Source organism: Paenibacillus sp. CF095 (assembly GCF_900101225.1).
GTDB lineage: Bacteria > Bacillota > Bacilli > Paenibacillales > Paenibacillaceae > Paenibacillus.
On record NZ_FMZN01000012.1, the window covers coordinates 1 to 24,223 of the forward strand.

Consider the following 24,223-nt stretch of genomic DNA (forward strand, 5'->3'; position numbering starts at 1 on the left):
TGTATTAGGCATGCCGCCAGCGTTCGTCCTGAGCCAGGATCAAACTCTCCAATAAAGTATTGAAAAGAGCGATAAGCTCATTTTGAATCTGACGAGATTAAAAATCTCATTTGTGCTCCAGTGGATCCAAGCCAAGGCTTGTTTCCAACTTTCGCGTTCATTCTGCAAGCAGAATGTTTACTCACTCGTTGTTCAGTTTTCAAAGATCAAACTCGTTTTTTCGTCACCATTTTCTCTCAGCGGCGACTTTTATAATATATCATACTTCGTTTGTTTTGGTCAAGTGTTTTTTTGAAATTCTTTTTCAAAGTTCGTAATGAACTCCTTCATTTCATCTAAAGCATCCAACCAAGCAAGCAAAGCAACGAGATATAATGTACCATATAAATATCCTGCGAGTCAACTATCCGAACAAAGAAATTTTTAACCCTAATAATAACCCCACACCTGGCAATCCCAAAACAGTTACAGTCCCTATCGTTGCAGGGTTCAGCGGGATGTAGGTTCCTGTAATCCAGCCGGAATAATTCACGATATATATCCCTACTGCAGCCAGCACCAGATGAATTCCGAATGACGTAAAAAACGATAAGCCTATCCGCTTTCTGAATAAAACAACGATAAGCCCCAGTAATGATATAACCAATACACTTCCCAGTATGATACTCTTCATATGTTACACCTCCGTATTTAATGTAAACGCGACTACATACTAATCCCTCGCTGTGATGTAACATCATCATTCGCTCTGGCTCGCTTTGCTCTTCTCAAGTGGATCTGGTACTTCCGCTCAGCTGCCTCCAATACATAAATGGCATAATCAATCTCATCCTGTCCCTGTGCATCTTCAAACTGTCTCATAGCCCGTTCCCATTCCTGCTTAGCCAACTGAATATCTGCATAGATCTGATCCGCCTCAAGTTCCTTCAACATTCTGTTGTGTTTCTCTACCGAGTTCCGTGTATTTCGCCACAAAAACATAAACTCTCCCCCTCCTGATCAACACAGCTATTCTCATACTTATCAGGGAAAGGACAAACTTAGAACTTGGGCATTCATTTTCTTCACAAAAAAAGAGAGCCCTAAGGCTCTCTTTACACATCGAAACTTATTTAGCATCCGAAGTTTCCAAGGAAGTCCGCTACGTAATACAAATTGATCACACTAACGCATCTCCCTGCGCCCTTCCAATGCTTTGGAAAGGGTCACTTCATCCGCATACTCAAGATCGCCACCTACAGGCAATCCATGCGCAATCCGGGTCACACTGATCTCAAACGGACGCACCAACCGGGAGATGTACATCGCTGTAGCCTCACCCTCAATATTGGGGTTTGTCGCTAAGATGATCTCTTTTATACGTTCATCACTTAGTCGAACCAGGAGTTCCTTCAACCGAATATCGTCTGGGCCAATTCCCTCCATAGGTGAAATCGCGCCCTGTAACACATGATAGTATCCATCAAATTCCTTGGTGCGCTCCATGGCCACCAGATCTTTCGAATCCTGAACTACACAGATTACAGAGACATCCCTGGACTTATCCTGACAGATGCGACACGGGTCCGTATCAGTGATATTACAACATACAGAACAGTAATGAAGATTACGCTTCACACTTACGAGCGCTTTGGCAAAATCGATAACGTCTTCTTCCTTCATGTTAAGCACATGAAAAGCTAAACGCGCTGCCGTCTTGGGACCCACACCCGGCAACCGGGTGAAGGCATCAATCAGCTTGGCTATTGGTTCGGGATAATACAATCGATTGTGTCTCCTTTGACAGGATCAATTTTTAATTAAAATAATCCCGGAATATTCATGCCGCCTGTGAACTTGCCCATATCCTTGTTGGCAATCTCATCGGCTTTGGCCATTGCATCATTAACAGCTGTCATAACGAGATCCTGCAACATTTCAACATCTTCCGGATCTACCGCCTCAGGTTTGATCGTGATAGCAAGCAATTTCTTGTGTCCGTTAACTTCAGCCGTCACTACACCGCCACCAGAAGTACCTTGGACTGTTTTGTCCGCCAGTTCCTCTTGTGCTTTCAGCATTTGCTCCTGCATTTTCTTCACTTGTTTCATCATTTGGTTCATGTTGTTCATAATTGTTCATCTCCTTTGTTATGGTTATCGCGCTATGCGCATTATTCTTTGATCACTACAAGGTCCTCACCAAAGAGCTGGATGGCTTCATCAATCCAAGGCTGTTTGTTGCCTGAACCGCCGTCTTCATGCTCAGGTTCAAGCTTAAAGTCCTCCTTTGGCGCTTCAGAAGCTCCCTCCATTGCTCCGGTCCAATCTTTGAGCATCATCGTCACCAATCGCGCAGGACGCCCAAGCTGTTCGGACAACACCCGCTCAATGACTTCACGGTTGGCCTGCTTTTCCGTTGTTTCACGGTGAATGTTGTTTTTAAAAGCAACCAACACATTGTCCTCAAGCAATGATACCGGCTCACCATCCACAAACCAGGCGTGAACGGTAACCCGCTCTTCCTTCACTCGTTGCAGGATCTGACTCCATTTTTTGCTGATCTCCGCGAACTCAGGGGCTCCCTTGCGCGCAACATACTGATCCAACTGTGCAGGAAGCTTCGCAGGCGAGTTGCCTCTCGATACAGGGGCCCTTGTTGCCGGACGAGATGGAGCACTCGATGCACCTTCTCCACCAGACAAACCACTTTTCAGTGCACGATCCAACTTCTTCTCCAACTCAGCAAGCTGCTGCTTCAAGCGGTTGATCTCTCCCCCATCGGCAGGTGCTGCATGAGCTGAAGCTCCCACCTGAACAGAAGCCTCACCTTGAGCTGGAATACTACACAGTTTAAGCAATGCAACTTCGAATAATGTCTGTGGTTGTACTGCATATTTCATTTCACTCTGGTACCGATTAAGGGTGTCGATCATGTGGAACAGTTGTTCCCTGGTGAATGACTCCGCCATATCACGGAAAGACTCCGGATTAAGTACCCGGTCCGTCAGTTTATCTGCATCAGGTACCATCTTAATCATAAGCAAATCACGGAAATAATACAGTAAATTCTCCATGCACTTGTCTGCACTCTTTCCTTCATGCATGAAACCTTCAATCATCTGCAAAATATGACCAACATCACCCTTAAGCAGCGAAGCAGCGAGTTTGGCAAATTGCTCTGAAGCAATTCCACCCGTCATGTCCATAACCTGCTGGTACGTTACTCGTCCATCCGTAAATGAAGAGATCTGATCCAGCACACTAAGTGCATCCCTCATTCCACCGTCCGATAAACGGGCAATGTATTGGAGCGCATCCTGGTCAGCTTCCATGCCTTCCTGTTCACAGATCAGTGTAAGTCTTGCTGTCTGCTCTTCCAGGGATACCCGGCGAAAATCAAATCGCTGACAGCGCGATATAATGGTAGCCGGAAGGCGGTGTGGTTCCGTTGTTGCCAAAATAAACATCACATGTGGCGGTGGCTCTTCCAATGTTTTGAGCAAAGCATTGAATGCCTCCGTTGTCAGCATGTGCACTTCATCAATAATATAGACTTTCTGCCGGACTTCGGTTGGTGCATATTTAACCTTTTCCCGAAGATCACGAATTTCTTCAACGCCCCGATTGGATGCAGCATCAATCTCCTGCACATCCATCACAGCGCCAGTCGTAATTCTGCGGCAAGCTTCACACTCGTTACAAGGTTCAGGCGCAGGCCCACGTTCGCAGTTCACAGCTTTGGCCAAAATCTTGGCGGCACTTGTCTTTCCCGTTCCTCTGGGCCCGCTAAATAAGTAGGCATGGGAAGTCCGCTGTTCACGAATCGCGTTCTGCAAGGTCTGAATAATATGCTGTTGCCCCACCATATCTTGAAACGACTGGGGACGCCAAGCCCGGTATAACGCGATATGCTCCATGATGCGTTACCTTCCTTCCACTTCGCATTCGAGTCCTTTGTCGTTCCCCTATTATACTATATTCTAGGGTGAATCCAAACTTTATCTGACTCATTCATGCGTGGTTTATTAAGACATATCAAAAAGACCTCTGCATACATACAACTGCAAAGGTCTCTACATTTAAATGGTAAGCCGTGCACCTGCTATCGATATTTGCGATCCAAGTGGCACCCCTGAACAATAGCTCGGGCTAGGCAACCCTCCGGCACAAGAGTGATCTCACTTATGGCTGCTTCCTTCCGGACCTGACCAGGTTCATGAGTACTCATTGCGGAGGACCCAACCGTCAACACCACGTTTAGGGACCAAACCTCACATCGGCAAAACCTCTAGCAGGAATTCAACCTCGCTATAGCGGATTGCGAGTTACAGGGCACCGCTACCTCCCCATCTAGCACGGTAAGAAATAGTATAACGTAAGGTTATCCAAATTGCAACCAGAGGAACGTGAATGCGATTATGCTTACATATAACATATAAAAATAACATATAAAAACCCCTGCCAGATCAGCAGGGGTGTGTTGGATGCAATTAGCAGACAACTCCAAGAATTGTCCAATTAGATTCCGTATTTCTTTTTGAAACGATCAACACGGCCGCCAGCATCGATAAACTTCTGTTTACCTGTGAAGAACGGGTGGCACGCGGAGCAAATCTCTACACGAAGTCCGTCTTTAACCGAACCTGTCTCAAAAGTATTCCCGCAAGCGCAAGATACTTGACCAATCGTGTAATTAGGATGAATTGCTTCTTTCATTACCTTTCACCTCTTTCCGCCCTGAGCCTCAAGCGGACCCAGAGTAAATGGCACAACCCTGAGATTATAACACGGCCTTGTGCCTGTTGCAATCCATTATTGTTAAGAGGTAATCAACCGTTTTGGACGTGCCATTCCAGCGGGTGGAACATGGGTGTACGATCCGATCACAACATCAGGCAATTCGTCTTCAAAAATCTCAATCATCTGCTTCATGCCCAGGATATCACCTTGAGCAGGAGGAATTAATTCCAGATAGCTCTCTGGATCAATATTGAGATTACGCATCTGAATCAAGCGTAGATCGGTTCTTCTCGCAAACTCAATCATCGCCTCAATCTCTTCTTCACGATCTGTTACGCCTGGGAAGATCAGATAGTTAATGGACGTGTATACACCCTGCTGCGCTGCGTATTTCATTGATTTCTCAACATTGGCTAAGGTATAACCACGCGGTTTATAGTAGGCGTTATAGTGGTCATCCAGTGCGCTAATTGTACTTACGCGCATCAGATCCAATCCAGCATCTACAATACCTCTAATGTGATCGTTCAGACCGGCATTGGTATTAATGTTGATATACCCCATGTCGGTTACGGAACGCACTTCGCGAATTGCTTCAATAATCAGCTTGGCCTGCGTGGAAGGCTCCCCTTCACAACCTTGTCCAAAGCTAATAATGGACTCTGGCGTCTTCAGGTGTTCCAGCATAACCTCAACAATCTCATCCACACGTGGTCGGAAGTTCATACGTGTCTGCGGGGAAACAAAGCCGCTATCATCCGGTTGCTCGGAGATACACCCGAAGCAGCCCGCATTGCAAGAATAGGATACCGGCACTCCACCTTCCCAACGATTCAGGAACGTGTTCGACGAAGTTAGACATTCATATCCGAGCGCACAATTGGACAGATGGGTATAAAGACGGTTCTCGGGATATTGCTCTGTCAACCGTTTAACCCCGGAACGCACATCATCCCGATCACAGTTCAGCGGGTTCCATTGGTCAGGACTATCCGACTTTGCAGCCGTGACATAGAAACCGCCATCTTTCCAAACTACTGCGGAATAGCCGAATAACGGCAATTTATACTCTTTATCCGTCTTCACATAACCAGGGAGACACAAACGAGTGAATCCCTGTGGAAGCAATGCACCTACAGCCTGTGTGTCCGTTGGCATTGGCAACATCTCGCCGGTATCCGGGTCCATACCAATGGGCCGGGTGCTCGGGAGTCCAACCAACGTTGCACCCTCTGGCAAAGGGATGAGTTCGTCTTCCATAATCTCAACGATCATATCTCCACTGCGGGCAAGCCCGTACAGGGAAGGATGATCAAATACATTACCTTTTTCATCTGCGTATACTAAATACATGATGTTCTCCTCACATCTAATGGGTTAAACCTAACGACGAGTGTATTGTAACATTTACAGCAATGCTGCAAAAAGAAATTGATTAGTCCAACGACACTTACGTCGATGTACCTGACGTAGCTGTCTGTCTAGGTGAGCGACGGGTTGTTGTTGTCCCGGAATTGCTTGTCGGGCTATTACCAGCCGAATCAAATGCCGCCAAAAACTCTGCATTTGTCTTGCTGTTACGAAGTTTTTTCAGGAATCCTTCGACAAAGTCATGGGAGTCATTCATGTTTTTACGAATCGCCCAGATTGTATCCAACTCTTCCTTGCTGAGCAACACTTCTTCACGACGTGTACCGGAACGACGAATGTCGATCGCCGGGAATATGCGGCGCTCTGCCAGACGACGGTCCAGATGAAGCTCCATATTACCTGTACCCTTAAATTCTTCATAAATGACGTCATCCATACGTGATCCAGTATCAATTAATGCCGTTGCCAAGATGGTCAGGCTTCCGCCTTCTTCCACATTCCGGGCAGAACCGAAGAAACGTTTCGGACGATGGAATGCAGCTGGGTCAATACCACCACTAAGCGTACGACCGGATGGTGGAATAACCAGGTTATATGCACGGGCAAGACGTGTAATGCTATCCAGCAGGATAACGACATCCTTTTTAGCCTCAACCAAACGAAGCGCACGTTCAAGCACCAATTCCGCCACCTTGATATGATTCTCAGGCAGTTCATCAAATGTCGAAGCCACAACTTCCCCTTTTACCGAACGCGACATATCCGTTACTTCCTCTGGACGTTCGTCAATCAACAGGACAAACAGTTCAATTTCAGGATTGTTAGTTGAGATGCTGTTGGCAATTTCTTTGAGGAGAAGCGTTTTACCCGCTTTGGGAGGTGCTACGATCAATCCGCGCTGTCCCAATCCTACCGGGGCGAGCACATCCATAATTCGTGTGGACAAATGGTTGGGGGATGTTTCGAGAACCAGTTTTTTCTGCGGATACAGTGGGGTTAGTGCCGGGAAGTGAAGTCGCTCTGCAGCCGCCGATGGATTCTCACCATTTACAGCGTTGACTTGCAACAAACCGAAGTATCTCTCGTTTTCCTTAGGCGTTCTACATTTACCTGATACGAGGTCACCTGTTCTTAGGTCAAACTTGCGAATCTGAGAAGCTGAGATGTAAATGTCCTCCGTACTGGGCAAGTAGTTAATCGGCCGAAGAAATCCGTAACCTTCAGGTAAAATCTCGAGTACGCCTTGCATGAACATCAGGCCGCTTTGTTCAGCTTGTGCACGTAGTATAGCAAAGATTAATTCTTTCTTTTTTAACGTACCATAGTAAGGTATCTGATATTTTTTGGCCAGTTTGTAGAGGTCCGTTAGTTTCATTTCTTCCAAATCGGAAATTTGTAGATCCATATAATAACCACCTATTCAATTAATAAGTCCGTGTGAAATGGATAGTTTCGCTAGATGTTCCGGCTATAGAGAGCGGCGTCTGCCACAATCCCTTCTGTCCATTGTACGGAATGTAACCGTTATAATGCAAATACTTGTCTTTGAGTGTAAGTTTCCGGGTGGGATGGCCAACATTCGGCCAGATCCGCTATTGAGTGAACGATGCATTGAGGCGATCAATCCGGATAGACCGGCTATGGAGCGCAGTTCAAACAAAACCGGGGGTTGGGGATGAGAAATGATGTTCTTACAGCCATATGAAGTTTAATTCAAAAAAAGACCCTCCGGTAAAGGAAACAGAAACATTTCGTCTTATGCCGGAGAGACTGAGAACTCTATTAAAACAGGTTTACCTAATCATCGAAAAGATATGCAGTTCAGTTAAAATAAACATGTGTATGACTGAATCATGCATAACGCTTCCTATTAATCAGTTTCCCGCCATACATCTGCACCGAGCAGACGCAGATTAGTCACCAGATGATCATAACCGCGGTCGATATATTCGACCCCCGTCACTTCAGTCACACCTTCACTGACGGTGAGACCTGCAATCACCAGCGCTGCTCCAGCGCGAAGATCGGATGCTTTTACTTTGGCCGCGTTTAATGCACTGCCTTCAATAATCGCTGACCGTCCTTCTACTCGAATCTTTGCACCCATCCGCACCAACTCAGGCACATGCTTGAATCGATTACTGTATACAAAGTCGCTCAGGACACTCACACCGGTTGCCTGTGTTAAAACACTGGTCATGGGTGACTGTAGATCCGTTGGGAAACCAGGATATACAAGTGCCTTCACATCCACGTGGTTATAACTTGGTTTACCAATGACACGTATACTTTCATCTAACTCTTCAATGCCAACACCCATCTCCAGCAGCTTTGCCGTTAAAGCCTCCAGATGTTTGGGAATCACATTGTCAATCAGAACATTTCCGCGCGTCGCCGCTGCAGCGATCATATACGTACCTGCTTGGATACGGTCCGGAATAATGGAATGACGGCAGCCTTTAAGCTCCGAGACCCCTTCAATACGGATCGTTTCGGTACCTGCACCCTTAATGCTGGCACCCATGGAATTCAGAAGTGTTGCTACATCTATAATCTCAGGCTCTTTAGCCGCGTTTTCGATAATTGTAGAGCCTTTGGCACGAGTAGCCGCCAGCATGATATTAATGGTTGCGCCGACACTGCTTACATCAAGATAGATTTTTGCTCCGCGCAGCTCTTTGGCATGCAAATGAATGGAGCCATGTTCGTTTGTTACGGTTGCGCCAAGCGCTTCAAAACCTTTGATATGTTGATCAATTGGACGAGGCTCAAAATTACAGCCCCCTGGTAAACCTATGGTCGCTTCTTTGAAACGCCCTAGCAATGCACCCATCATATAATACGAAGCGCGAAGCTTCTTCACGGGACCATTCGGCATAGGAATGGATTTGATGTCAGAAGGGTCAATCTTCATCTGACTGCCTTCCCAAGTCACACGTGCTCCGAGTTCCTCCAAAATTTCTGCATAAACCGCCACGTCACTCAAAAGCGGCAGGTTGTCCAACACGACTTCTGACTCGGCAAGCAATGCTGCAGGAATAAGCGCAATGGCGCTGTTCTTGGCGCCGCTTATAGTTACAGTTCCCTGTAACGGACGTCCGCCACTAATCATCAATTTTTCCATAAAGCTTAATGTCCCCCTACGTGTTTTGCAGCCGATGAACGGCAATACGTGCTGATGGCTTCCGATGTAGAAATAAGGTGTGAAAATGGAAAGACACCGGCTAGGCGGTGTTTTTCCATTTCACAGTATGGAACTGGTAAAGATAAGTTACGCTTTGTTGTTGGAACCAAACTCGCGAATTTTACCTTTAACGGTTTCTTTGATTGCATCACGGCCTGGTACGATGAACGTACGTGGATCGTAAGCATCTGGTTTAGCTGCAAGCACTTCACGAACCACTTTGGAGAAAGCAATTTGGTTCTCTGTGTTTACGTTGATTTTGGATGTACCCAAGGAAATGGCTTTGTCGATGTCGTGTTTAGGAATACCTGTACCACCGTGCAATACGAGTGGAACTTGTACCGCGTCACGAACTTCTTCCATTTCTTTGAAGCCCAGATTAGGCTCGCCATGGTAAGGACCGTGTACAGAACCAAGAGCAGGTGCCAATGTGTCGATACCTGTTTCTTTAACGATACGGATACACTCGTTCAGGTCAGCGTACATGATTCCGCCGATAACGTCGTCTTCTTGTCCGCCTACAGTACCTACTTCAGCTTCTACAGAAACGCCTTTAGCGTGTGCATATTCTACAACTTTTTTAGTCATTTCGATGTTTTCATCGATAGAGTGGTGGGAACCGTCGATCATAACGGATGTAAATCCAGCATCGATCGCTTCTTTACATTTGTCGAAGCTTGAACCGTGGTCCAGGTGAATAGCAACTGGTACGGAGATTTTCATGTCGTGAATGAGTCCTTCTACCATTTTAACTACAGTGTAGAAGCCGCCCATGTGACGCGCTGCGCCTTCGGATACGCCCAGGATTACTGGGGATTTTTCTTCTTCAGCAGCACCAAGAATCGCTTGAGTCCACTCAAGGTTATTGATGTTGTATTGACCAACTGCATATTTTCCTTCAAGTGCTTTGTTCAACATGTCTGTCATAGATACTAATGGCATGGTTTCAATCCTCCTAGGGGTTTGGGTTGTGTCTATGGTTTTTAGCCGAAATCACATACGGGCTTATTATACCACATCCCATGTCAAATACTAAACAAGCATTTGCAAAAATGCTGTGCTTTGCAGCACAGTTTTCATAGACACCGCTTTATAACTTGCCCATTTCCAATATTCCCCGGATGAAGGAGTGAAATACCCCATTTTCCCACCAAGTACTATCTATGTTCTCTACACGCAAAAAAATCCTGTATCAACAGGATTCAGCTGCATTTATTGGCAGTACCATTACGAAGTTGCATATTCACAGCCACTCGCATCTCGTCGATATCAAACGGTTTCGTAAAGTGCATGAGCGCTCCGAGATCCGTGGCTTCCTTAATCATGTCCAGTTCACCATAAGCGGTCATCATGATCACCTTGATACCCGGATCAATTTCTTTAATATGCTTCAGGATTTCCAGACCGTCCATCCCAGGAATCTTCATATCGAGCAATACCAGGTCAGGCTTGTCATTATTCACAATCTCCAGAGCAACCTTGCCGTTGGGTGCTTGAAACGTGTTATACCCCTCACTGCTGAACACTTCCATTAACAGGATTCGAATACCATTCTGGTCATCAACAATCAAAACTTTTTTATCTTCCACTCTGTAACCTCCTAGAATTAGGAAAGCATGCACATCATCGAATCTGGATAACTATCCCATAGTCGTCATGATAAGTATTCTACCTCTTCCATTAAAATCCTGCTACCTTCACAAAATGACAAAGAGCATTTCCATCTGCTTTTTACACAAAAAAAAAGGGATGTTCTGGCATCCGCTATGGTTGCCAGGAACATCCCCAATATCTATTACGTTAACACTAAAACCATGTATTACTTCTGCGCATTCTCCAGAGAAGCCTTTACAAACTCACGGAACAATGGTTGCGGACGGTTCGGACGGGAAGTGAATTCCGGATGGAATTGTACCGCCAGGAACCATGGGTGTCCTGGAAGTTCCACGATCTCAACCAGACGTCCATCCGGGGATGTACCCGAGATAACCAGTCCTGCTTTTTCGATCGTTTCACGGTATTCATTGTTGAACTCATACCGGTGACGGTGTCTCTCATACACCAGCTCGTCATCATAACAAGCCATCGCCAAAGAACCTTCCTGAAGCTTACAAGGATACAGACCCAGACGCATCGTGCCACCCAGATTCTCGATATCTTTTTGCTCAGGCAACAGATCGATCACAGGGAATTCGGTAGCCGGATTAATCTCGGAGCTGTTCGCACCATTCAAACCAACGATGGAACGTGCATATTCAATAACGGAAACCTGCATACCCAGGCAAATACCGAAGAACGGAATTTGTTTCTCACGAGCATAACGGATTGCCGATACTTTACCTTCAATACCACGATCTCCGAATCCACCAGGAACAAGGATACCGCCAATACCATGTAACAGGTCGCCTACATTCTCATCCGTAATATCTTCAGAAGGAACCCAGCGGATTTTCACATCAGCATTGGATGCAAATCCTGCATGAGACAACGACTCCACAACACTCAGGTATGCATCATGCAACGCTACATATTTACCAACAATAGCGATCTCAACTGTATGCTCCAACTTGTTGATCCGGTCAACCAGCCCTTCCCACTCGCTCATATCCGGTGCAGGAGTAGTCAGTTTCAGGTGATTTACCACGATCTCATCCAAGCCTTCTTCACGCAGGTTCAGAGGTACCTGATACAAGGTGTCTGCATCACGACATTCAACCACGGCATTCTCATCAATGTCGCAGAAGAGAGCGATCTTGGCTTTCATGTCTTTAGACAATTCATACTCCGTACGGCATACAATCACATTCGGTTGAATACCAATGCTGCGTAATTCCTTAACACTATGTTGCGTTGGTTTTGTTTTCACTTCACCAGCTGCTTTGATATAAGGAATAAGTGTTACGTGGATGTACATCACATTGTCGCGACCTACATCACTCTTGATCTGACGGATAGCTTCCAGGAAAGGCAAACTCTCAATGTCGCCCACTGTTCCACCAATTTCCGTAATAACCACATCCGAACCCGCTTCACGTCCAGCGCGGAATACACGCTCTTTGATCTCGTTCGTAATGTGTGGAATAACTTGTACCGTTCCGCCCAGATATTCCCCGCGCCGCTCTTTGCTGATGACGGAAGAGTATACTTTACCAGTCGTGACGTTGCTGTTTTTGGAGAGATTGATATCAATAAAACGTTCATAGTGGCCAAGGTCCAGATCCGTTTCCGCGCCATCATCCGTTACAAAAACCTCGCCGTGCTGATAAGGACTCATTGTTCCCGGGTCGATGTTAATATATGGATCAAATTTCTGGATCGTTACCTTAAGCCCTCTGTTTTTCAGCAATCTGCCCAGAGAAGCAGCCGTAATCCCTTTGCCCAGGGAGGACACAACTCCGCCCGTCACGAAAATATACTTTGTCACTGTTATTACCCTCCTAATATAAGTACAGAAATTCAGGCGATATATGGTGTTATCGTAACCTGTTTCCCAGGTAATCATCGTTAAAAAGAGCAATGGCAGAAATTCCCTGCATCTGCGAACTGCTCTTTCTGCGAAGACGGTTTAAATACACGTTGTTCTACAGCAAAAAATGGTGCAAATATTCCGGTAGCCTTCATTCCATTTGGTGTTTTTGATATACAAAAACGGGCCACGAAATGTTGGCCGGGAGCATACGGAAAAGAAATCATTTTGCAAAATTATGCCTCTAAAAATACAAAAAAAAGTACTCCCGCAGGACGGGGCACCTTCTATAAAAAACATAAATATATTGTCGCTCATTCATAAGCCCATGCAATAGTTTACCCGTTACCCCGTCTGCTGTCAAGGCTGACTATTCCGGGGAAACGGGTAAATTATAGACGTCAAAAATGACTACCGATTATCAGAATCGTCGTCAAATTCATCCTCGTTTTCGGACTCTTCTTCGTCTTCTTCGAGGTCTTCATCTTCCAGATCGTCATCTTCAACCAGCACTTCTTCTTCGCTGTCTTCTTCGTCAAAGATGTCGTCTTCGTCTTCATCTTCTTCGTCTTCATCTTCGTCTTTATCCGGGCTGTCGAAGTCTTCGTCGCTGTTATAGCTGTCTTCTTCTTCACCGAAGTCTTCATCTTCCAGATCATCGTCTTCATCGTTGATGATACGCGGACGCTTCGCACCCGTCATGGAATCTTCTGTTCCAGCTACCGGATACCAGCGCTTCAAGCCCCACAGACTTGTACCGACGCAAGCAAAACGGCCATCGATATTAATCTCGGTATATAGCTGGGCGATAAACTCGTTGATTTCTTCATCAGTCATTCCGCGCTGCTTCGCTACCTCATTCATCAAGTCACGATAGTAATACGGCGTATTAGCCGCTTTCAGCACCATAAAGGCAAGGTCCACCAAAGGGATCTCTTTTACCTTTTCTTTATCAATTTTCAAATTGAGCGAGGTACTCACTGCAGACACTTCCTCTCACACAAAATTCACTTTTTAACCCCTACGAACTGGACTGTTACGTATAACATATCCATTAACAAACCTAAGTAAAACCTATTTAGCGTTAAAAAGCAAGTTTTTATGTACGGATGCGACGCAAATGCGGAGAGCAGCAACAATATGTCCATATATTCAACGTGAAGTGACATCGAACCCACAAGAATATCCTCTTTTGCCAAAGAGACAACTCCATAATAAAAAAGACGGAGTCCCCTCCGCCTTCTGACTGTATACCCTTGGAGGATTACTCCTCACCAGGTTCCCCGCAAGAGCCCTCTAGCTCTCCATCCATCATATGTCCCTGCGCCCGTTTTGACACGAAGAGAATGTGTTTTTGTAAAAAAAGGGCAAGTTCCCCATGCGGCGGGATGAGCGCATTCATAGAATACCTCAGCATGTTCATCCCGAAGGGGGCTGCCCATTATGGACTATACTGGTTTATTGCATCAATTGATTGACGGAATGCGACGCCCTGAACCAGAACAGGGAGGGCGATACTTGATCCGATTTGCCAAACCGCAGCAGTACGAGGCCTGTCTCGTAGAATTGTCTCGAATGCGGAATGAATTCACCGACCTTGGGGCTGTCCGTTCCTCGCGACTGGCTCGTTCCATTATCGCTCCAGTCCAACGCCCGGAGGACCTATACCGCTATAGGGATGAAATTACGATTGAAGCAGACGTACCTATCTCCCTTCATGCCACCGCACTCCACAGCAAACCGAGCAATGCTCAAGGCATACCTTGGGGAGTGAAGCAGATTCGGGCGCCCAAAGTATGGTCTGTGTCTACCGGACACCGGATTAAAATCGGTGTGATTGATACAGGTGCTGATTATCACCATCCTGATCTTCGTTATTCCCTGGCACGCGGAATCAATCTGTTAAACCGTAGCCTGCTTCCTCATGATGATAACGGACACGGTACCCACATTGCAGGGACCATCGCCGCAGCCAACAGCACCGCAGGCATGATTGGTGTTGCTCCACGCTCCCTGATCTATCCGGTGAAAGCATTTGACCACAACGGATCGGCTTATGTGTCCGACATTGTACTTGGCATCGACTGGTGTGTACGTAACAAGGTCGATATCATCAATATGAGCTTTGGCATGAAAACACGCAGCAAGGCGCTTCTTGACGTTGTCAACCGTGCGTACCATGCCGGAATCGTCATTGTTGCTTCGTCAGGAAATGACGGCAAACGCCGCAGTATTGATTATCCGGCAAGGTATCCGCAGACCATATCCGTTGGGGCAACCGACAAAAACAGACGTATTGCGTCCTTCAGCAATCGAGGCGCATATGTGGATGTCTATGCACCCGGTGATAAAATCGTCTCCTCTTGGGTACAAGGCAAGCATCACGAGATGAGCGGCACATCCATGGCGACGTCCCATGTGAGTGGCGCTATCGCCTTGCTGCTTTCAAAACATCCGGGGTTATCCCCCAGCGAAATCAAGACACTCGTCAAACGTGCTACGATCCCGCTGCGCGCCCGCAAGACCACCACCGCAAAAAGCAAGGTGCGCGGTGGTGAGATTGATGCCCTAAAGCTAATGCAGGAGGGCGGGGAGTGAGCCAGCTCTGCAAGCGGACAGCAGAACATGATTGAGGCTCGTGGCGAAACGCAATAGCCCGACCCAGGCAGTACGCATGAGGGAGTATTACGTAGCGGCTGAGACACTAGGTTACGCCCGCTGTGATGTAAGGGCAGGCTGGTGTACCTTGGACCAGGCATTTCGTTTTCTTCAGCTCCGGGTACACAACAAAAAAAGTCTCCATGTACCACGTTGAAGATACTCAACGTGGACATGGAGACTTTTTGCATTAGGCAGAGCGGCGACAGGCCGCGAGCCTGGAATTTACATTTTGTCAGGAGCTGTTACGCCTACCAGACGAAGTGCCGTTGCGATAACGGTACGCACAGCACCGATCAGTGCCAGACGTGCTTGAGTTTGCTGCGCGTCTTCCGTAATAACACGTTCTGCACGGTAGTAGCTGTGGAACAGGGATGCCAGCTCGTATACATAACGGATGATACGATGTGGCGCATATCCTGTTGCTGCTGCCGAGATTTCTTCAGGCAGCTCTCCCATTTTGCGGAGAAGGTCATACTCGTGCTCTGTTGTCAGCTTGGACAGGTCAATCTGTGCCAGTGGCAGCAGTTCAATACCTTGTTCTTCAGCCTGACGGTATACGCTGCATACACGTGCATGCGCGTATTGTACGTAGAATACCGGATTCTCATTGGATGTCGAAATAGCAAGGTCCATGTCAAAGTCCAGATGGGAGTCCATGCTGCGCATTGTGAAGAAGTAACGGATGGCATCAATGCCGACTTCATCCATCAGGTCTTCCATCGTTACAGCTTTACCTGTACGCTTGGACATCTTCACTTTTTCACCGTTCTGGAACAAGCTCACCATCTGTGCAATCAAGACCACCAGTTTCTCAGGATCATTACCCAGTGCTTGCATCGCGGCTTTCATCCGTGGAATATATCCATGGTGATCGGCACCCCAGATGTTGATCATCGTGTCGTATCCACGAGCATATTTGTCGCGGTGATAAGCAATATCTGGCGTAAGGTAAGTATACGTGCCATCATTCTTGATCAACACACGTTCTTTGTCGTCACCATACTGCATCGTTTTCAACCAAGTTGCTCCATCTTGCTCATAGATCTCATTGCGGTCACGCAATTCATCAAGTACTCGTAGCACTTCTCCGTTGTCATACAGGGAAGTTTCGCTGAACCAGATGTCAAAGTTAACACGGAAGCGATTCAAGTCACGTTTGATCTTGTCCAGTTCCTTCTCCAGGCCAAAGTCACGGAAATAAGCCGCACGGTCACCCGGATGCATGGACAGCAATTCGTCACCCTTTTCAGCAACAAGCTGCTTGGCGAATCCTTTAATATCTTCACCGTGATAACCGTCTTCAGGCATCTCAGCATCCTGACCCAGCTCTTGCAGATAACGAGCTTCAATGGAACGAGCCAGATTAAACACCTGATTACCTGCATCATTAATGTAGTATTCACGGGTTACATCATATCCTGCGTAATCAAGGATGTTACATAGTGCATCACCTACAGCTGCTCCACGGGCATGGCCCAGATGCAGGCTGCCTGTCGGGTTGGCACTGACAAACTCCATCTCGACTTTGCGTCCTTCTCCGATGTTAATTCTTCCGTAATCTTTACCCTGCTCCTGCACAAGCGCAAGTACTGGATAAAGGTAACTCTTGTCCAATTTGAAGTTAATGAATCCTGGGCCCGCAATCTCAGCCTTCTCGATTCCGGCTTCAGCCAGATTCAGATTGGCAATGATCTCTTCAGCAATCTGACGCGGATTGCGCTTGGCAATCTTGGTCAGCTGCATGGCAGCATTGGTCGCCAAGTCCCCGTGTGACTTCTCACGCGGCACTTCCAATGTGATGGCTGGCAATTCGTCCTGCGTAACAATTCCGGCCGTCACAATGGCGTTGCCGATGGCCGTACTTACCCGTTCGTTAATCGTATCTAGTGGATTACGTGTCATGAAATTGGTTCCTCCTGTATATGCAAACTAATCGCGAAATGTCCGGATTCTTCATCAAAGCGGTAAAAGTCGTAGCTCCACGCTGCGCGTGCGCTCAATCCCTGAATGGAAAGTTCCAGCTTCTGTGTATGCGTGGACAGGGCAAACGACATGTATGGTGATCGGTAGAAACCAGGAAGCTTCCGATTCAACTCAAAAGTCTGCTCCGATTCCACCTCACCATGACGTATAATCTTGATGGATTGTCCGCCCAGCTTCAATGTTGTACGGGTTGTACCTCCCTCAGGTCCAACCTGCGGTTCTTCATAACGAACATAAAGAACGGACCCTTTTAACACAGCTTCACCCTGCATTTCCTGCAGCACATCTTCACCTTCATAACGGCTGTGCAGCCGGATGTGTACCGGTCGCATGTTCGACATGAATGTTAACCTCCATTATATTCGAGGCGACGCAAAATCAGGCACGGCTGGTGAGAACAGCCCTTCCCGTATTGTTGTGTCGCTATACGCGCTCATATTCCCGGATAGCTCGCTATCCTACACTCTACTGTATAACTATATCCAGTTCCCTCGCTCAATTCAAATCCAAATTCAGAGTTTTTTCCTCATCAAGCCAAAAAGAAGAGCCGCACCTGTAAAGTGCAACTCCCTTTTGCTTCATTATAATAAGATTCGTTCATCCGATCAGGCCCATTGCGATTCATAAGGAAAAGGACATGTCGACTCACTCAGCTTCGCTCGCACCTGTACGAGACAACCACAATGCCGACAAGTTGTACCATATTGCAATCCCGGACAAGCAGAGCAGATGGATAGCCGACGTTCATATTCCTCATCCTGTACCGTCGGACGCGAACGCGAGGCAATCTCCACAAGTCTGGCCATTTTGGTATCGCTAATCTTCACATCGTACTGATCATTACAGCCCTTGCAAGGTTCCTGCCTTTTCATCATTAACCCTCAACAGCGATGACCCCAACCGATGCTGGAGGAAGAACAAAACGCAAGGTGTTATTCTCCAGTGTGAGTCCTTCCCACGCCACAGGCTGAACATGATCCGGCTGTTCAAAGGTATTGAATGCACCAAAATCAGTATGGTGCAGAATCTGCCCGGTTACTTTAGCCGCTTGAGCTGCGTCCAGTTGACATACAACTTCCAACTCATCGGTATGACTCAGATTACAAGCTGTCACATGAATGACCCCATCCTTGTTGCGGGAGGCTGACAAGCTGAGCTGAGGAATGGTTTCTTCTCCGAAGGTATACCCAGGGCTTTCATAATTCAAATCCAGTCGCTGCGCATCCATATGAACCTGATACATATCAAATACATGATACGTAGGGGTTAGGAGCATTTTATCCCCTTCCGTGAGCACAAGCGATTGAAGTACATTGACGATCTGCGCAAGATTTGCCATGTGTACCCGTTTATTATGTTGGTTGAAAATATTCAGGTTAACACCTGCAAGCACAGCGTCCCGCATCGTATTTTGTTGATACAGGAACCCTGGATTGGTTCCCGGCTCAACGTTATACCACGTACCCCATTCATCCACAATAATGCCGACTCTGCCCTCTGGATCATATTTGTCCATAATCTCGGAGTGCTTCACCAGTAATTCATCCATATGGAGCGTCTTTTTCAAGGTGGTGAACCATTCAGCCTCACCAAATCCTGTAGCTGCGCCTTTATCATTCCACTCTCCTGTAGGGATAGTGTAATAATGAAGACTGATTCCATCCATAAAGCGAGCAGCCTCCCGCATCAGGACTTCCATCCATTCATAGTTGCCTTCGTTGGGTCCACAAGCAATTTTATAAATCTCGTTCCCGGAATAGTTACGTACATATGTAGCATACCGGCGATACTCATCCGCATAATATTCAGGACGCATATTTCCGCCGCATCCCCAATTCTCATTTCCCACGCCAAAATATTTCAGTTTCCACGGTTCTTCCCTACCGTTACTCTTACGCCAGTTCGCCATCGGGGATTCGCCGTCAAACGTGATGTACTCCACCCATTCCTGCATCTCCTGCACTGTACCGCTACCCAGGTTGCCACTTATATATGGCTCCGTGCCGAGTAACTCACATAATCTCAAGAATTCATGTGTACCAAAGTGATTGTTTTCTTCCACACCGCCCCAGTGTGTATTGATCATACGAGCACGCTCACTCTTCGGACCTACACCATCTTTCCAGTGATATTCATCGGCAAAACAACCGCCTGGCCAGCGAAGTACTGGAATATTAAGCTTCTGCAAGGCCGTTAATACATCATTTCGAATCCCATCCGTATTCGGAATAGGTGAATCTTCCCCTACCCACAGCCCCTCATAAATACAACGTCCCAAGTGTTCGGAAAAGTGACCATATATATTGCGATTTATTAATCCTTGATCTGAATCCGCCTTTAAAATAACATCAACCATGATTTCAACCCCCATAAATTATATTGTTATCGCTTACAATAACTCGTTTTAGAGTAGGTTTCAACCGTTTTTATTTCTAGACAAACAAGCCTCTTCCTGTGTAATTGATTAGGAAGAGGCTTGTTTGTTATAGAAATTCATGCAGAGGCATACCAAATTGATTTTTATTCATTTCTAATTTGGATTTGCTCCATTGTTATTTCAGAATAACAGGCTATTTAATCCTGCTCTGAAGGCAACAACATTTTTTGTGTCCACGTCGTTCCACCATCTGTAGTCTGATAGATCGCAGGAGAGTTATCACTTGTTACTACGAGCCAACCCGTCTTGGCCGATGGGAACGAGATACGGGAACTGTATCCCGGATCTTTCAGGTCAATATTTTTCCACGTGGAACCTGTATCATAAGAACGTCCAATACCCACTTTGCCAGCTGCGGGTGAACCTGCAGACAGATACGCCGTCTGATTGCCAATCAACGCCATGTTGCCGGGATGTCCACCCGGGTTGGCTGGTCCGTTTCCTTTGCCTGTACTATTTGTACCTGGTGCAGGACCTCCCCCTGCTGTGGATTGCGCAAATACTTGAGTCCAGTTCTTGCCTTGATTACCGCTCGCATAGAGGGAGTAGGATTGTTGGGACATGCCTGCATCACCATACAGAAGGGCCCATACTTGCTGGCCATGTGCATACAGATCTGCTCCGCCCCATGTGTCTGAGACAACTCGAAGAGAGGTGGTCCAGTTTTTGCCGCCATCACTCGTTTGCTTCAGATGGTATCCCGATCCAGGTACAACCACGACGGCATACCCTTGTTTCTCTGTTGCAAAGGCAGCTGCACGCGTGTTGGCAGGTGTATTCATTTTACTCCAGGTTACCCCGCCATCCTTCGTCTGATATGCACCATTATAGGTGTAACCATAACCTACATCTTTATTGCGAAAATCGATTCGCTTGAATTGAATGCCCGGCGTATCAAGCCGCGTCCAGTGCGATCCCCCATCTTTGGTACGGATCAGATAGGTAGCAGGTGAATCCTTGACTCGCGCCAGCGCATATCCGTTCACATTATTCGGAAAATCAAGCTGTGTGAATTGCCACTGCCCGGTATATATGGACTGCCACGTACATCCTGCATTCGAGGTGCCGATCAGGAAGCCCTCACCCCCAGCTCGTCCAGTCGTATCATTAAGAAAATCAATGTCCGTAAATTGCAGATGTTGTTCTTCCACACCGCTGCCCTTTTTCAATGTAGCAGATAGTCCATAATCTCCCTTTCCACATGCCTGTGAGGATGCGGCGTTAGCACCTGATAGCGTATGTACCGGACCCATCCCCCAAGCCAGCGTTAACGATAATGCGAGTGCACCAATCCGTTTCCATGTCATTGTACTCTTGGTTGTCATCGTAACACCTCCTTCTATGGTTTTACCCAAATATGATGGTTCTAACGTAACAATCTGATTAACCCCGATGACAATTCCGCAAGATAAAAACCACCTTTACCCATGATTGGATCATGTAGGCAAGGGTGGTTCATCACCAAACATTGTGTACTCTAAGTTAAATGGGATACGTCACAACAGCAAGGATAACAAAACTGATACTTAAGAAAAGGCATAAACTAAAATATATTTTGTTGTATTTATATTCTCGAATACTATATGCAGCAAAAAGCATGGCCAGATCAGCCACCATCAAAGTGAAGTTGAGAAATATCGTCACTGCTAATACAAAATTGATGACAAACAATATAAAAACTGCAGTTAGCCATCTGGGATACATACTCAATTGAGTCCGAATCACACGCATTCACATTCACCTTTCCCTTCCTCTATTTCCATATTATACACAAATATTAAGATAGAGTCATACCAAGGCACGATATCTGCGTAAGAGGAGAGTCCATACAAACACATGAAATAAATGGTAGAGACAGGGGAACATACGTGCTATAATTCATGTTATGGACTTTTGAATATCGGTGGATGTTTTCCAGACCACGGCGCAGCTTCCCGAAAGGGGGTGACGTCGATGGTCAAACTTGTGGCGTTGCTTGATGTAATCCGATGGATTGCTGCGACCCTCAGTATTGTACTGAGTGGGCGAAAGCTTTACCGTTGGTTGCGCAAAAAGTTTCGTAGCAAGCGAAAACCCACCTCATAAGGTTGGACGCCTGACGGTGGGTTTCGCTTGAATAGCATTATTTAGTTCATGCGCGCCGTGGCAATCCACAGCCTTTCGGGTCCTAAGAGTCTTTACCGTTGACGCGGTGAAGACTCTTTTTTAGTATATGACCGAACCCGATCACCATATACTTCACGAATGTAATATATCAATTAATATACTACTGAATACTTATGTAGTCAGTATAGCACAGCTCTGCATAAAAGTTAAATTAAGTTAATTTAGCTCAACTAAATTTAACTTCGTTATTTGTTTGGCAGCATAATTTTGGCTCTATCATCCAGTCCGTTCCTTAAGCTGGAATAGTTGAGGACACAGGGATAAACGTTAGTAATAAAAAACGCCCTCCCCTGCGCAAAGTTGAACCCGCGCAGACAGAGAGCGTTATACTTATCGATTATTCTGTGATTATTTCACGAATCCAAGCAGCATTTCACGGATCAGCTTCGCAGCTACAATCTGTGTCTGTTGTGTTGGATCATAGATTGGTGCAACTTCAACCAAGTCACAACCAACTACATTTACATCAGATCCTGCGATCATATGAATGGCTTCCAGCAGTTCCTTGGACGTAATGCCACCCGCTTCTGCTGTACCTGTTCCTGGTGCTGCTGACGGATCAAGCACATCGATGTCGATGGTCACATACACCGGACGGTTGCCCATCTTGGGAAGAGCTTCTTTCATCGGAGCTGCCACTTCAAATGGATAGAAGTTGATGTTCTCGCGACCGTACTGGAACTCCTCACGGGAGCCGGAACGGATACCGAACTGATAGATGTTTTGGCCACCCATCAACTCAGCTGCTTTACGCACTGGTGTGGAGTGGGACAATGGCTCGCCTTCATAGTTTTCACGAAGGTCAGCGTGTGCATCAATATGAATCAGGATAAGATCCGGGTATTTCTTGTACATCTGTTGGATGACTGGCCAAGTAACCAGATGCTCTCCACCGAGACCAACTGGGAATTTGTCGTCAGCGAGCAGACTGCCGATGTATTCATGGATTACCTCAAGGCTGCGTCCCGCGTTACCGAAAGGCAAGAGCAGGTCTCCAGCGTCAAAGTATGTCATGTCTACAATACTTTTGTCGAGATATGGGCTGTACTCTTCAAGCCCAACCGATGCTTGACGGATATGAGATGGGCCGAAACGGGAACCCGGACGGAAGCTGACGGTGTAATCCATCGGCATGCCATAGATAACCGCTTTGGAGTTCTCATAATCCTCAGAGCTGCAAATAAATACGTTTCCTGAATAAGCTTGATCCAGTTTCATTAATGATTTCCCCTTTTATTTCGTTAAATCTTCCACGAATTTAGGAAGTACAAATGCTGCTTTGTGCAGACGCGGAGAGTAATACTTGGTATCCATCTCCGGGATTTGAGTCTCATCCACTTCGAGCGGGTCATGTTTCTTGCTACCCATGGTGAATGTCCACAAACCACTTGGATAGGTTGGAATATTACAGCCGTACACATGTACGATCGGGAAGATTTCTTTGACGTCTTTGTTCACCTTCTGGATCAGATCTGCCTTGAACCAAGGGTTGTCCGTTTGGGCAACGAAGATTCCGTCTTCTTTGAGTGCTTCGTAGATGCCTTGGTAGAAACCACGCTCAAACAATGGAGCAGCCGGGCCTACAGGCTCCGTGGAGTCTACGATAATCACATCGTATTCATTTTTATGTTCAATAATATGCATGTAGCCATCGTTTACGAGCACTTCAACATTAGGCTCGTCCAACTTGCCGGCGATTTCAGGCAAATATTTTTTGGAGTATTCAATAACTTTACCGTCAATTTCGACGAGAACTGCTTTTTCTACAGCAGCATGTTTAATGACTTCACGAATGACTCCGCCATCGCCGCCACCGACAACCAGAACTTTTTTCGGATTCGGGTGAGTGTTCAGCGCAGGGTGTGCCGCCATTTCGTGATATACGAATTCGTCTTTTACAGTCGTCATCACCATGCCATCAAGAAGCAACATGTTACCGAATTCTTCGGTCTCTACCATGGCCAAATCTTGAAAATCCGTTTTCTCTGTAACATAGGTCTGCTTAATCTTCGCGGTGATCCCGAATACCGGGGTCTGTTTCTCCGTAAACCACAACTCCATAATCTCTACCTTCTTTCCGTAAAGTTAATGATCAGCCATACCCGACCAAGTGCTGTGCACTATAATCGGTTCGCCCAAGCACGTCCAGCGTTCGGCGCCATATCGCGTTATAATTGCTGGCCTGCGGGAAAGGTCCGCGGTTCACTTCATTATATAGATTAAATTGACCAGAG

At 46.5% G+C, this 24,223-nt stretch carries 22 protein-coding genes and 1 other RNA gene; 2 read left to right on the forward strand and 21 right to left on the reverse strand.

From position 1 onward, the window contains the following. Positions 1 to 403: 403 nt before the first annotated feature. The 14 genes from BLS69_RS31240 to rpoE all read right to left on the reverse strand — a co-directional run bounded on the left by BLS69_RS31240 (position 404) and on the right by rpoE (position 13,723). Positions 404 to 673 carry a pro-sigmaK processing inhibitor BofA family protein gene (locus tag BLS69_RS31240; RefSeq protein ID WP_074092952.1) on the reverse strand — a complete coding sequence of 90 codons (270 nt, stop codon included), beginning with the start codon at positions 671 to 673 and terminating at the stop codon, positions 404 to 406. 32 nt (positions 674 to 705) lie between these two features. Continuing rightward, the gene (locus tag BLS69_RS31245) at positions 706 to 933 is read right to left on the reverse strand and encodes a DUF2508 family protein (protein ID WP_091039252.1); all 228 of its coding nucleotides are present in this window, start codon (positions 931 to 933) and stop codon (positions 706 to 708) included. Between the two features lie 231 nt (positions 934 to 1,164). Next, entirely contained in the window at positions 1,165 to 1,764 is a 600-nt protein-coding gene (gene recR / locus BLS69_RS31250) for a recombination mediator RecR (RefSeq protein WP_091039186.1), read from the reverse strand. Positions 1,765 to 1,799: 35 nt separating this feature from the next. Then, positions 1,800 to 2,111, reverse strand: coding sequence for a YbaB/EbfC family nucleoid-associated protein (locus BLS69_RS31255; RefSeq protein WP_036607248.1), 312 nt, complete (start codon positions 2,109 to 2,111; stop codon positions 1,800 to 1,802). A 41-nt stretch (positions 2,112 to 2,152) separates the two neighbouring features. Continuing rightward, positions 2,153 to 3,898, reverse strand: coding sequence for a DNA polymerase III subunit gamma/tau (gene dnaX, locus BLS69_RS31260; protein WP_091039188.1), 1,746 nt, complete (start codon positions 3,896 to 3,898; stop codon positions 2,153 to 2,155). A gap of 174 nt (positions 3,899 to 4,072) precedes the next feature. Next, positions 4,073 to 4,340: signal recognition particle sRNA large type (gene ffs / locus BLS69_RS31265), an RNA gene on the reverse strand. 159 nt (positions 4,341 to 4,499) lie between these two features. Beyond that, positions 4,500 to 4,697, reverse strand: a complete 198-nt coding sequence (gene rpmE, locus BLS69_RS31270) for a 50S ribosomal protein L31 (RefSeq protein ID WP_036607255.1) — start codon at positions 4,695 to 4,697, stop codon at positions 4,500 to 4,502. Between the two features lie 102 nt (positions 4,698 to 4,799). After that, positions 4,800 to 6,074, reverse strand: coding sequence for a radical SAM family protein (locus BLS69_RS31275; protein ID WP_091039190.1), 1,275 nt, complete (start codon positions 6,072 to 6,074; stop codon positions 4,800 to 4,802). A gap of 97 nt (positions 6,075 to 6,171) precedes the next feature. Next, positions 6,172 to 7,497 carry a transcription termination factor Rho gene (gene rho, locus BLS69_RS31280; RefSeq protein WP_036607258.1) on the reverse strand — a complete coding sequence of 442 codons (1,326 nt, stop codon included), beginning with the start codon at positions 7,495 to 7,497 and terminating at the stop codon, positions 6,172 to 6,174. Positions 7,498 to 7,962: 465 nt separating this feature from the next. Beyond that, positions 7,963 to 9,216: a UDP-N-acetylglucosamine 1-carboxyvinyltransferase gene (locus tag BLS69_RS31285; protein ID WP_091039191.1), complete on the reverse strand. Its 1,254-nt coding sequence runs from the start codon at positions 9,214 to 9,216 to the stop codon at positions 7,963 to 7,965. Between the two features lie 147 nt (positions 9,217 to 9,363). Continuing rightward, positions 9,364 to 10,218: a class II fructose-1,6-bisphosphate aldolase gene (gene fba / locus BLS69_RS31290; protein ID WP_091039193.1), complete on the reverse strand. Its 855-nt coding sequence runs from the start codon at positions 10,216 to 10,218 to the stop codon at positions 9,364 to 9,366. A gap of 260 nt (positions 10,219 to 10,478) precedes the next feature. Then, positions 10,479 to 10,865, reverse strand: coding sequence for a response regulator (locus tag BLS69_RS31295; protein ID WP_017691292.1), 387 nt, complete (start codon positions 10,863 to 10,865; stop codon positions 10,479 to 10,481). A 230-nt stretch (positions 10,866 to 11,095) separates the two neighbouring features. Further along, positions 11,096 to 12,700: a CTP synthase gene (locus tag BLS69_RS31300; protein ID WP_076217010.1), complete on the reverse strand. Its 1,605-nt coding sequence runs from the start codon at positions 12,698 to 12,700 to the stop codon at positions 11,096 to 11,098. A 453-nt stretch (positions 12,701 to 13,153) separates the two neighbouring features. After that, positions 13,154 to 13,723, reverse strand: coding sequence for a DNA-directed RNA polymerase subunit delta (gene rpoE, locus BLS69_RS31305; protein WP_091039194.1), 570 nt, complete (start codon positions 13,721 to 13,723; stop codon positions 13,154 to 13,156). A gap of 462 nt (positions 13,724 to 14,185) precedes the next feature. Between rpoE and BLS69_RS31315 the strand changes: the two genes are divergently transcribed. Continuing rightward, positions 14,186 to 15,340 (forward strand): S8 family peptidase, encoded by a 1,155-nt coding sequence (locus BLS69_RS31315; protein WP_091039198.1) that lies wholly within the window; start codon positions 14,186 to 14,188, stop codon positions 15,338 to 15,340. Between the two features lie 285 nt (positions 15,341 to 15,625). Here the strand turns inward: BLS69_RS31315 and argS are convergent, their stop codons facing one another. The 5 genes from argS to BLS69_RS31340 form a co-directional block, all read right to left on the reverse strand. Then, positions 15,626 to 17,305 (reverse strand): arginine--tRNA ligase, encoded by a 1,680-nt coding sequence (gene argS, locus BLS69_RS31320; protein WP_091039200.1) that lies wholly within the window; start codon positions 17,303 to 17,305, stop codon positions 15,626 to 15,628. Further along, a complete protein-coding gene (locus tag BLS69_RS31325; RefSeq protein WP_017691299.1) occupies positions 17,302 to 17,727 on the reverse strand; it encodes a YwiB family protein in 426 nt (141 codons plus the stop codon). The genes argS and BLS69_RS31325 overlap by 4 nt, the downstream gene beginning before the upstream one ends. A gap of 264 nt (positions 17,728 to 17,991) precedes the next feature. After that, complete coding sequence (locus BLS69_RS31330) at positions 17,992 to 18,261, reverse strand: DUF6171 family protein (protein ID WP_256332465.1); 270 nt, start codon at positions 18,259 to 18,261, stop codon at positions 17,992 to 17,994. Continuing rightward, positions 18,261 to 19,742, reverse strand: a complete 1,482-nt coding sequence (locus tag BLS69_RS31335; RefSeq protein ID WP_091039203.1) for an alpha-N-arabinofuranosidase — start codon at positions 19,740 to 19,742, stop codon at positions 18,261 to 18,263. The genes BLS69_RS31330 and BLS69_RS31335 overlap by 1 nt, the downstream gene beginning before the upstream one ends. Before the next feature lie 218 nt (positions 19,743 to 19,960). Beyond that, positions 19,961 to 21,148 carry a WD40/YVTN/BNR-like repeat-containing protein gene (locus BLS69_RS31340; RefSeq protein WP_091039205.1) on the reverse strand — a complete coding sequence of 396 codons (1,188 nt, stop codon included), beginning with the start codon at positions 21,146 to 21,148 and terminating at the stop codon, positions 19,961 to 19,963. Positions 21,149 to 21,776: 628 nt separating this feature from the next. On the opposite strand from BLS69_RS31340, the gene BLS69_RS32830 reads away from it, so the two are divergent. Beyond that, positions 21,777 to 21,908 carry a hypothetical protein gene (locus BLS69_RS32830; protein ID WP_256332466.1) on the forward strand — a complete coding sequence of 44 codons (132 nt, stop codon included), beginning with the start codon at positions 21,777 to 21,779 and terminating at the stop codon, positions 21,906 to 21,908. Positions 21,909 to 22,337: 429 nt separating this feature from the next. Here BLS69_RS32830 and speB read toward each other — a convergent pair whose 3' ends face one another. Both speB and speE read right to left on the reverse strand, forming a co-directional pair. After that, positions 22,338 to 23,207, reverse strand: coding sequence for an agmatinase (gene speB / locus BLS69_RS31350; protein WP_017691305.1), 870 nt, complete (start codon positions 23,205 to 23,207; stop codon positions 22,338 to 22,340). A 15-nt stretch (positions 23,208 to 23,222) separates the two neighbouring features. After that, positions 23,223 to 24,050 carry a polyamine aminopropyltransferase gene (gene speE, locus BLS69_RS31355; RefSeq protein WP_017691306.1) on the reverse strand — a complete coding sequence of 276 codons (828 nt, stop codon included), beginning with the start codon at positions 24,048 to 24,050 and terminating at the stop codon, positions 23,223 to 23,225. Positions 24,051 to 24,223 lie beyond the last annotated feature (173 nt).

Coding starts and splice junctions, on each gene's coding strand:
- BLS69_RS31240 (WP_074092952.1), bottom strand. CDS start 673: ATGAAGAGTATCATACTGGGAAGTGTATTGGTTATATCATTACTGGGG.
- BLS69_RS31245 (WP_091039252.1), bottom strand. CDS start 933: ATGTTGAAGGAACTTGAGGCGGATCAGATCTATGCAGATATTCAGTTG.
- BLS69_RS31255 (WP_036607248.1), bottom strand. CDS start 2,111: ATGAACAACATGAACCAAATGATGAAACAAGTGAAGAAAATGCAGGAG.
- dnaX (WP_091039188.1), bottom strand. CDS start 3,898: ATGGAGCATATCGCGTTATACCGGGCTTGGCGTCCCCAGTCGTTTCAA.
- rpmE (WP_036607255.1), bottom strand. CDS start 4,697: ATGAAAGAAGCAATTCATCCTAATTACACGATTGGTCAAGTATCTTGC.
- BLS69_RS31275 (WP_091039190.1), bottom strand. CDS start 6,074: ATGTATTTAGTATACGCAGATGAAAAAGGTAATGTATTTGATCATCCT.
- rho (WP_036607258.1), bottom strand. CDS start 7,497: ATGGATCTACAAATTTCCGATTTGGAAGAAATGAAACTAACGGACCTC.
- BLS69_RS31285 (WP_091039191.1), bottom strand. CDS start 9,216: ATGGAAAAATTGATGATTAGTGGCGGACGTCCGTTACAGGGAACTGTA.
- fba (WP_091039193.1), bottom strand. CDS start 10,218: ATGCCATTAGTATCTATGACAGACATGTTGAACAAAGCACTTGAAGGA.
- BLS69_RS31315 (WP_091039198.1), top strand. CDS start 14,186: ATGGACTATACTGGTTTATTGCATCAATTGATTGACGGAATGCGACGC.
- argS (WP_091039200.1), bottom strand. CDS start 17,305: ATGACACGTAATCCACTAGATACGATTAACGAACGGGTAAGTACGGCC.
- BLS69_RS31325 (WP_017691299.1), bottom strand. CDS start 17,727: ATGTCGAACATGCGACCGGTACACATCCGGCTGCACAGCCGTTATGAA.
- BLS69_RS31330 (WP_256332465.1), bottom strand. CDS start 18,261: ATGATGAAAAGGCAGGAACCTTGCAAGGGCTGTAATGATCAGTACGAT.
- BLS69_RS31335 (WP_091039203.1), bottom strand. CDS start 19,742: ATGGTTGATGTTATTTTAAAGGCGGATTCAGATCAAGGATTAATAAAT.
- BLS69_RS31340 (WP_091039205.1), bottom strand. CDS start 21,148: ATGACAACCAAGAGTACAATGACATGGAAACGGATTGGTGCACTCGCA.
- BLS69_RS32830 (WP_256332466.1), top strand. CDS start 21,777: ATGGTCAAACTTGTGGCGTTGCTTGATGTAATCCGATGGATTGCTGCG.
- speB (WP_017691305.1), bottom strand. CDS start 23,207: ATGAAACTGGATCAAGCTTATTCAGGAAACGTATTTATTTGCAGCTCT.
- speE (WP_017691306.1), bottom strand. CDS start 24,050: ATGGAGTTGTGGTTTACGGAGAAACAGACCCCGGTATTCGGGATCACC.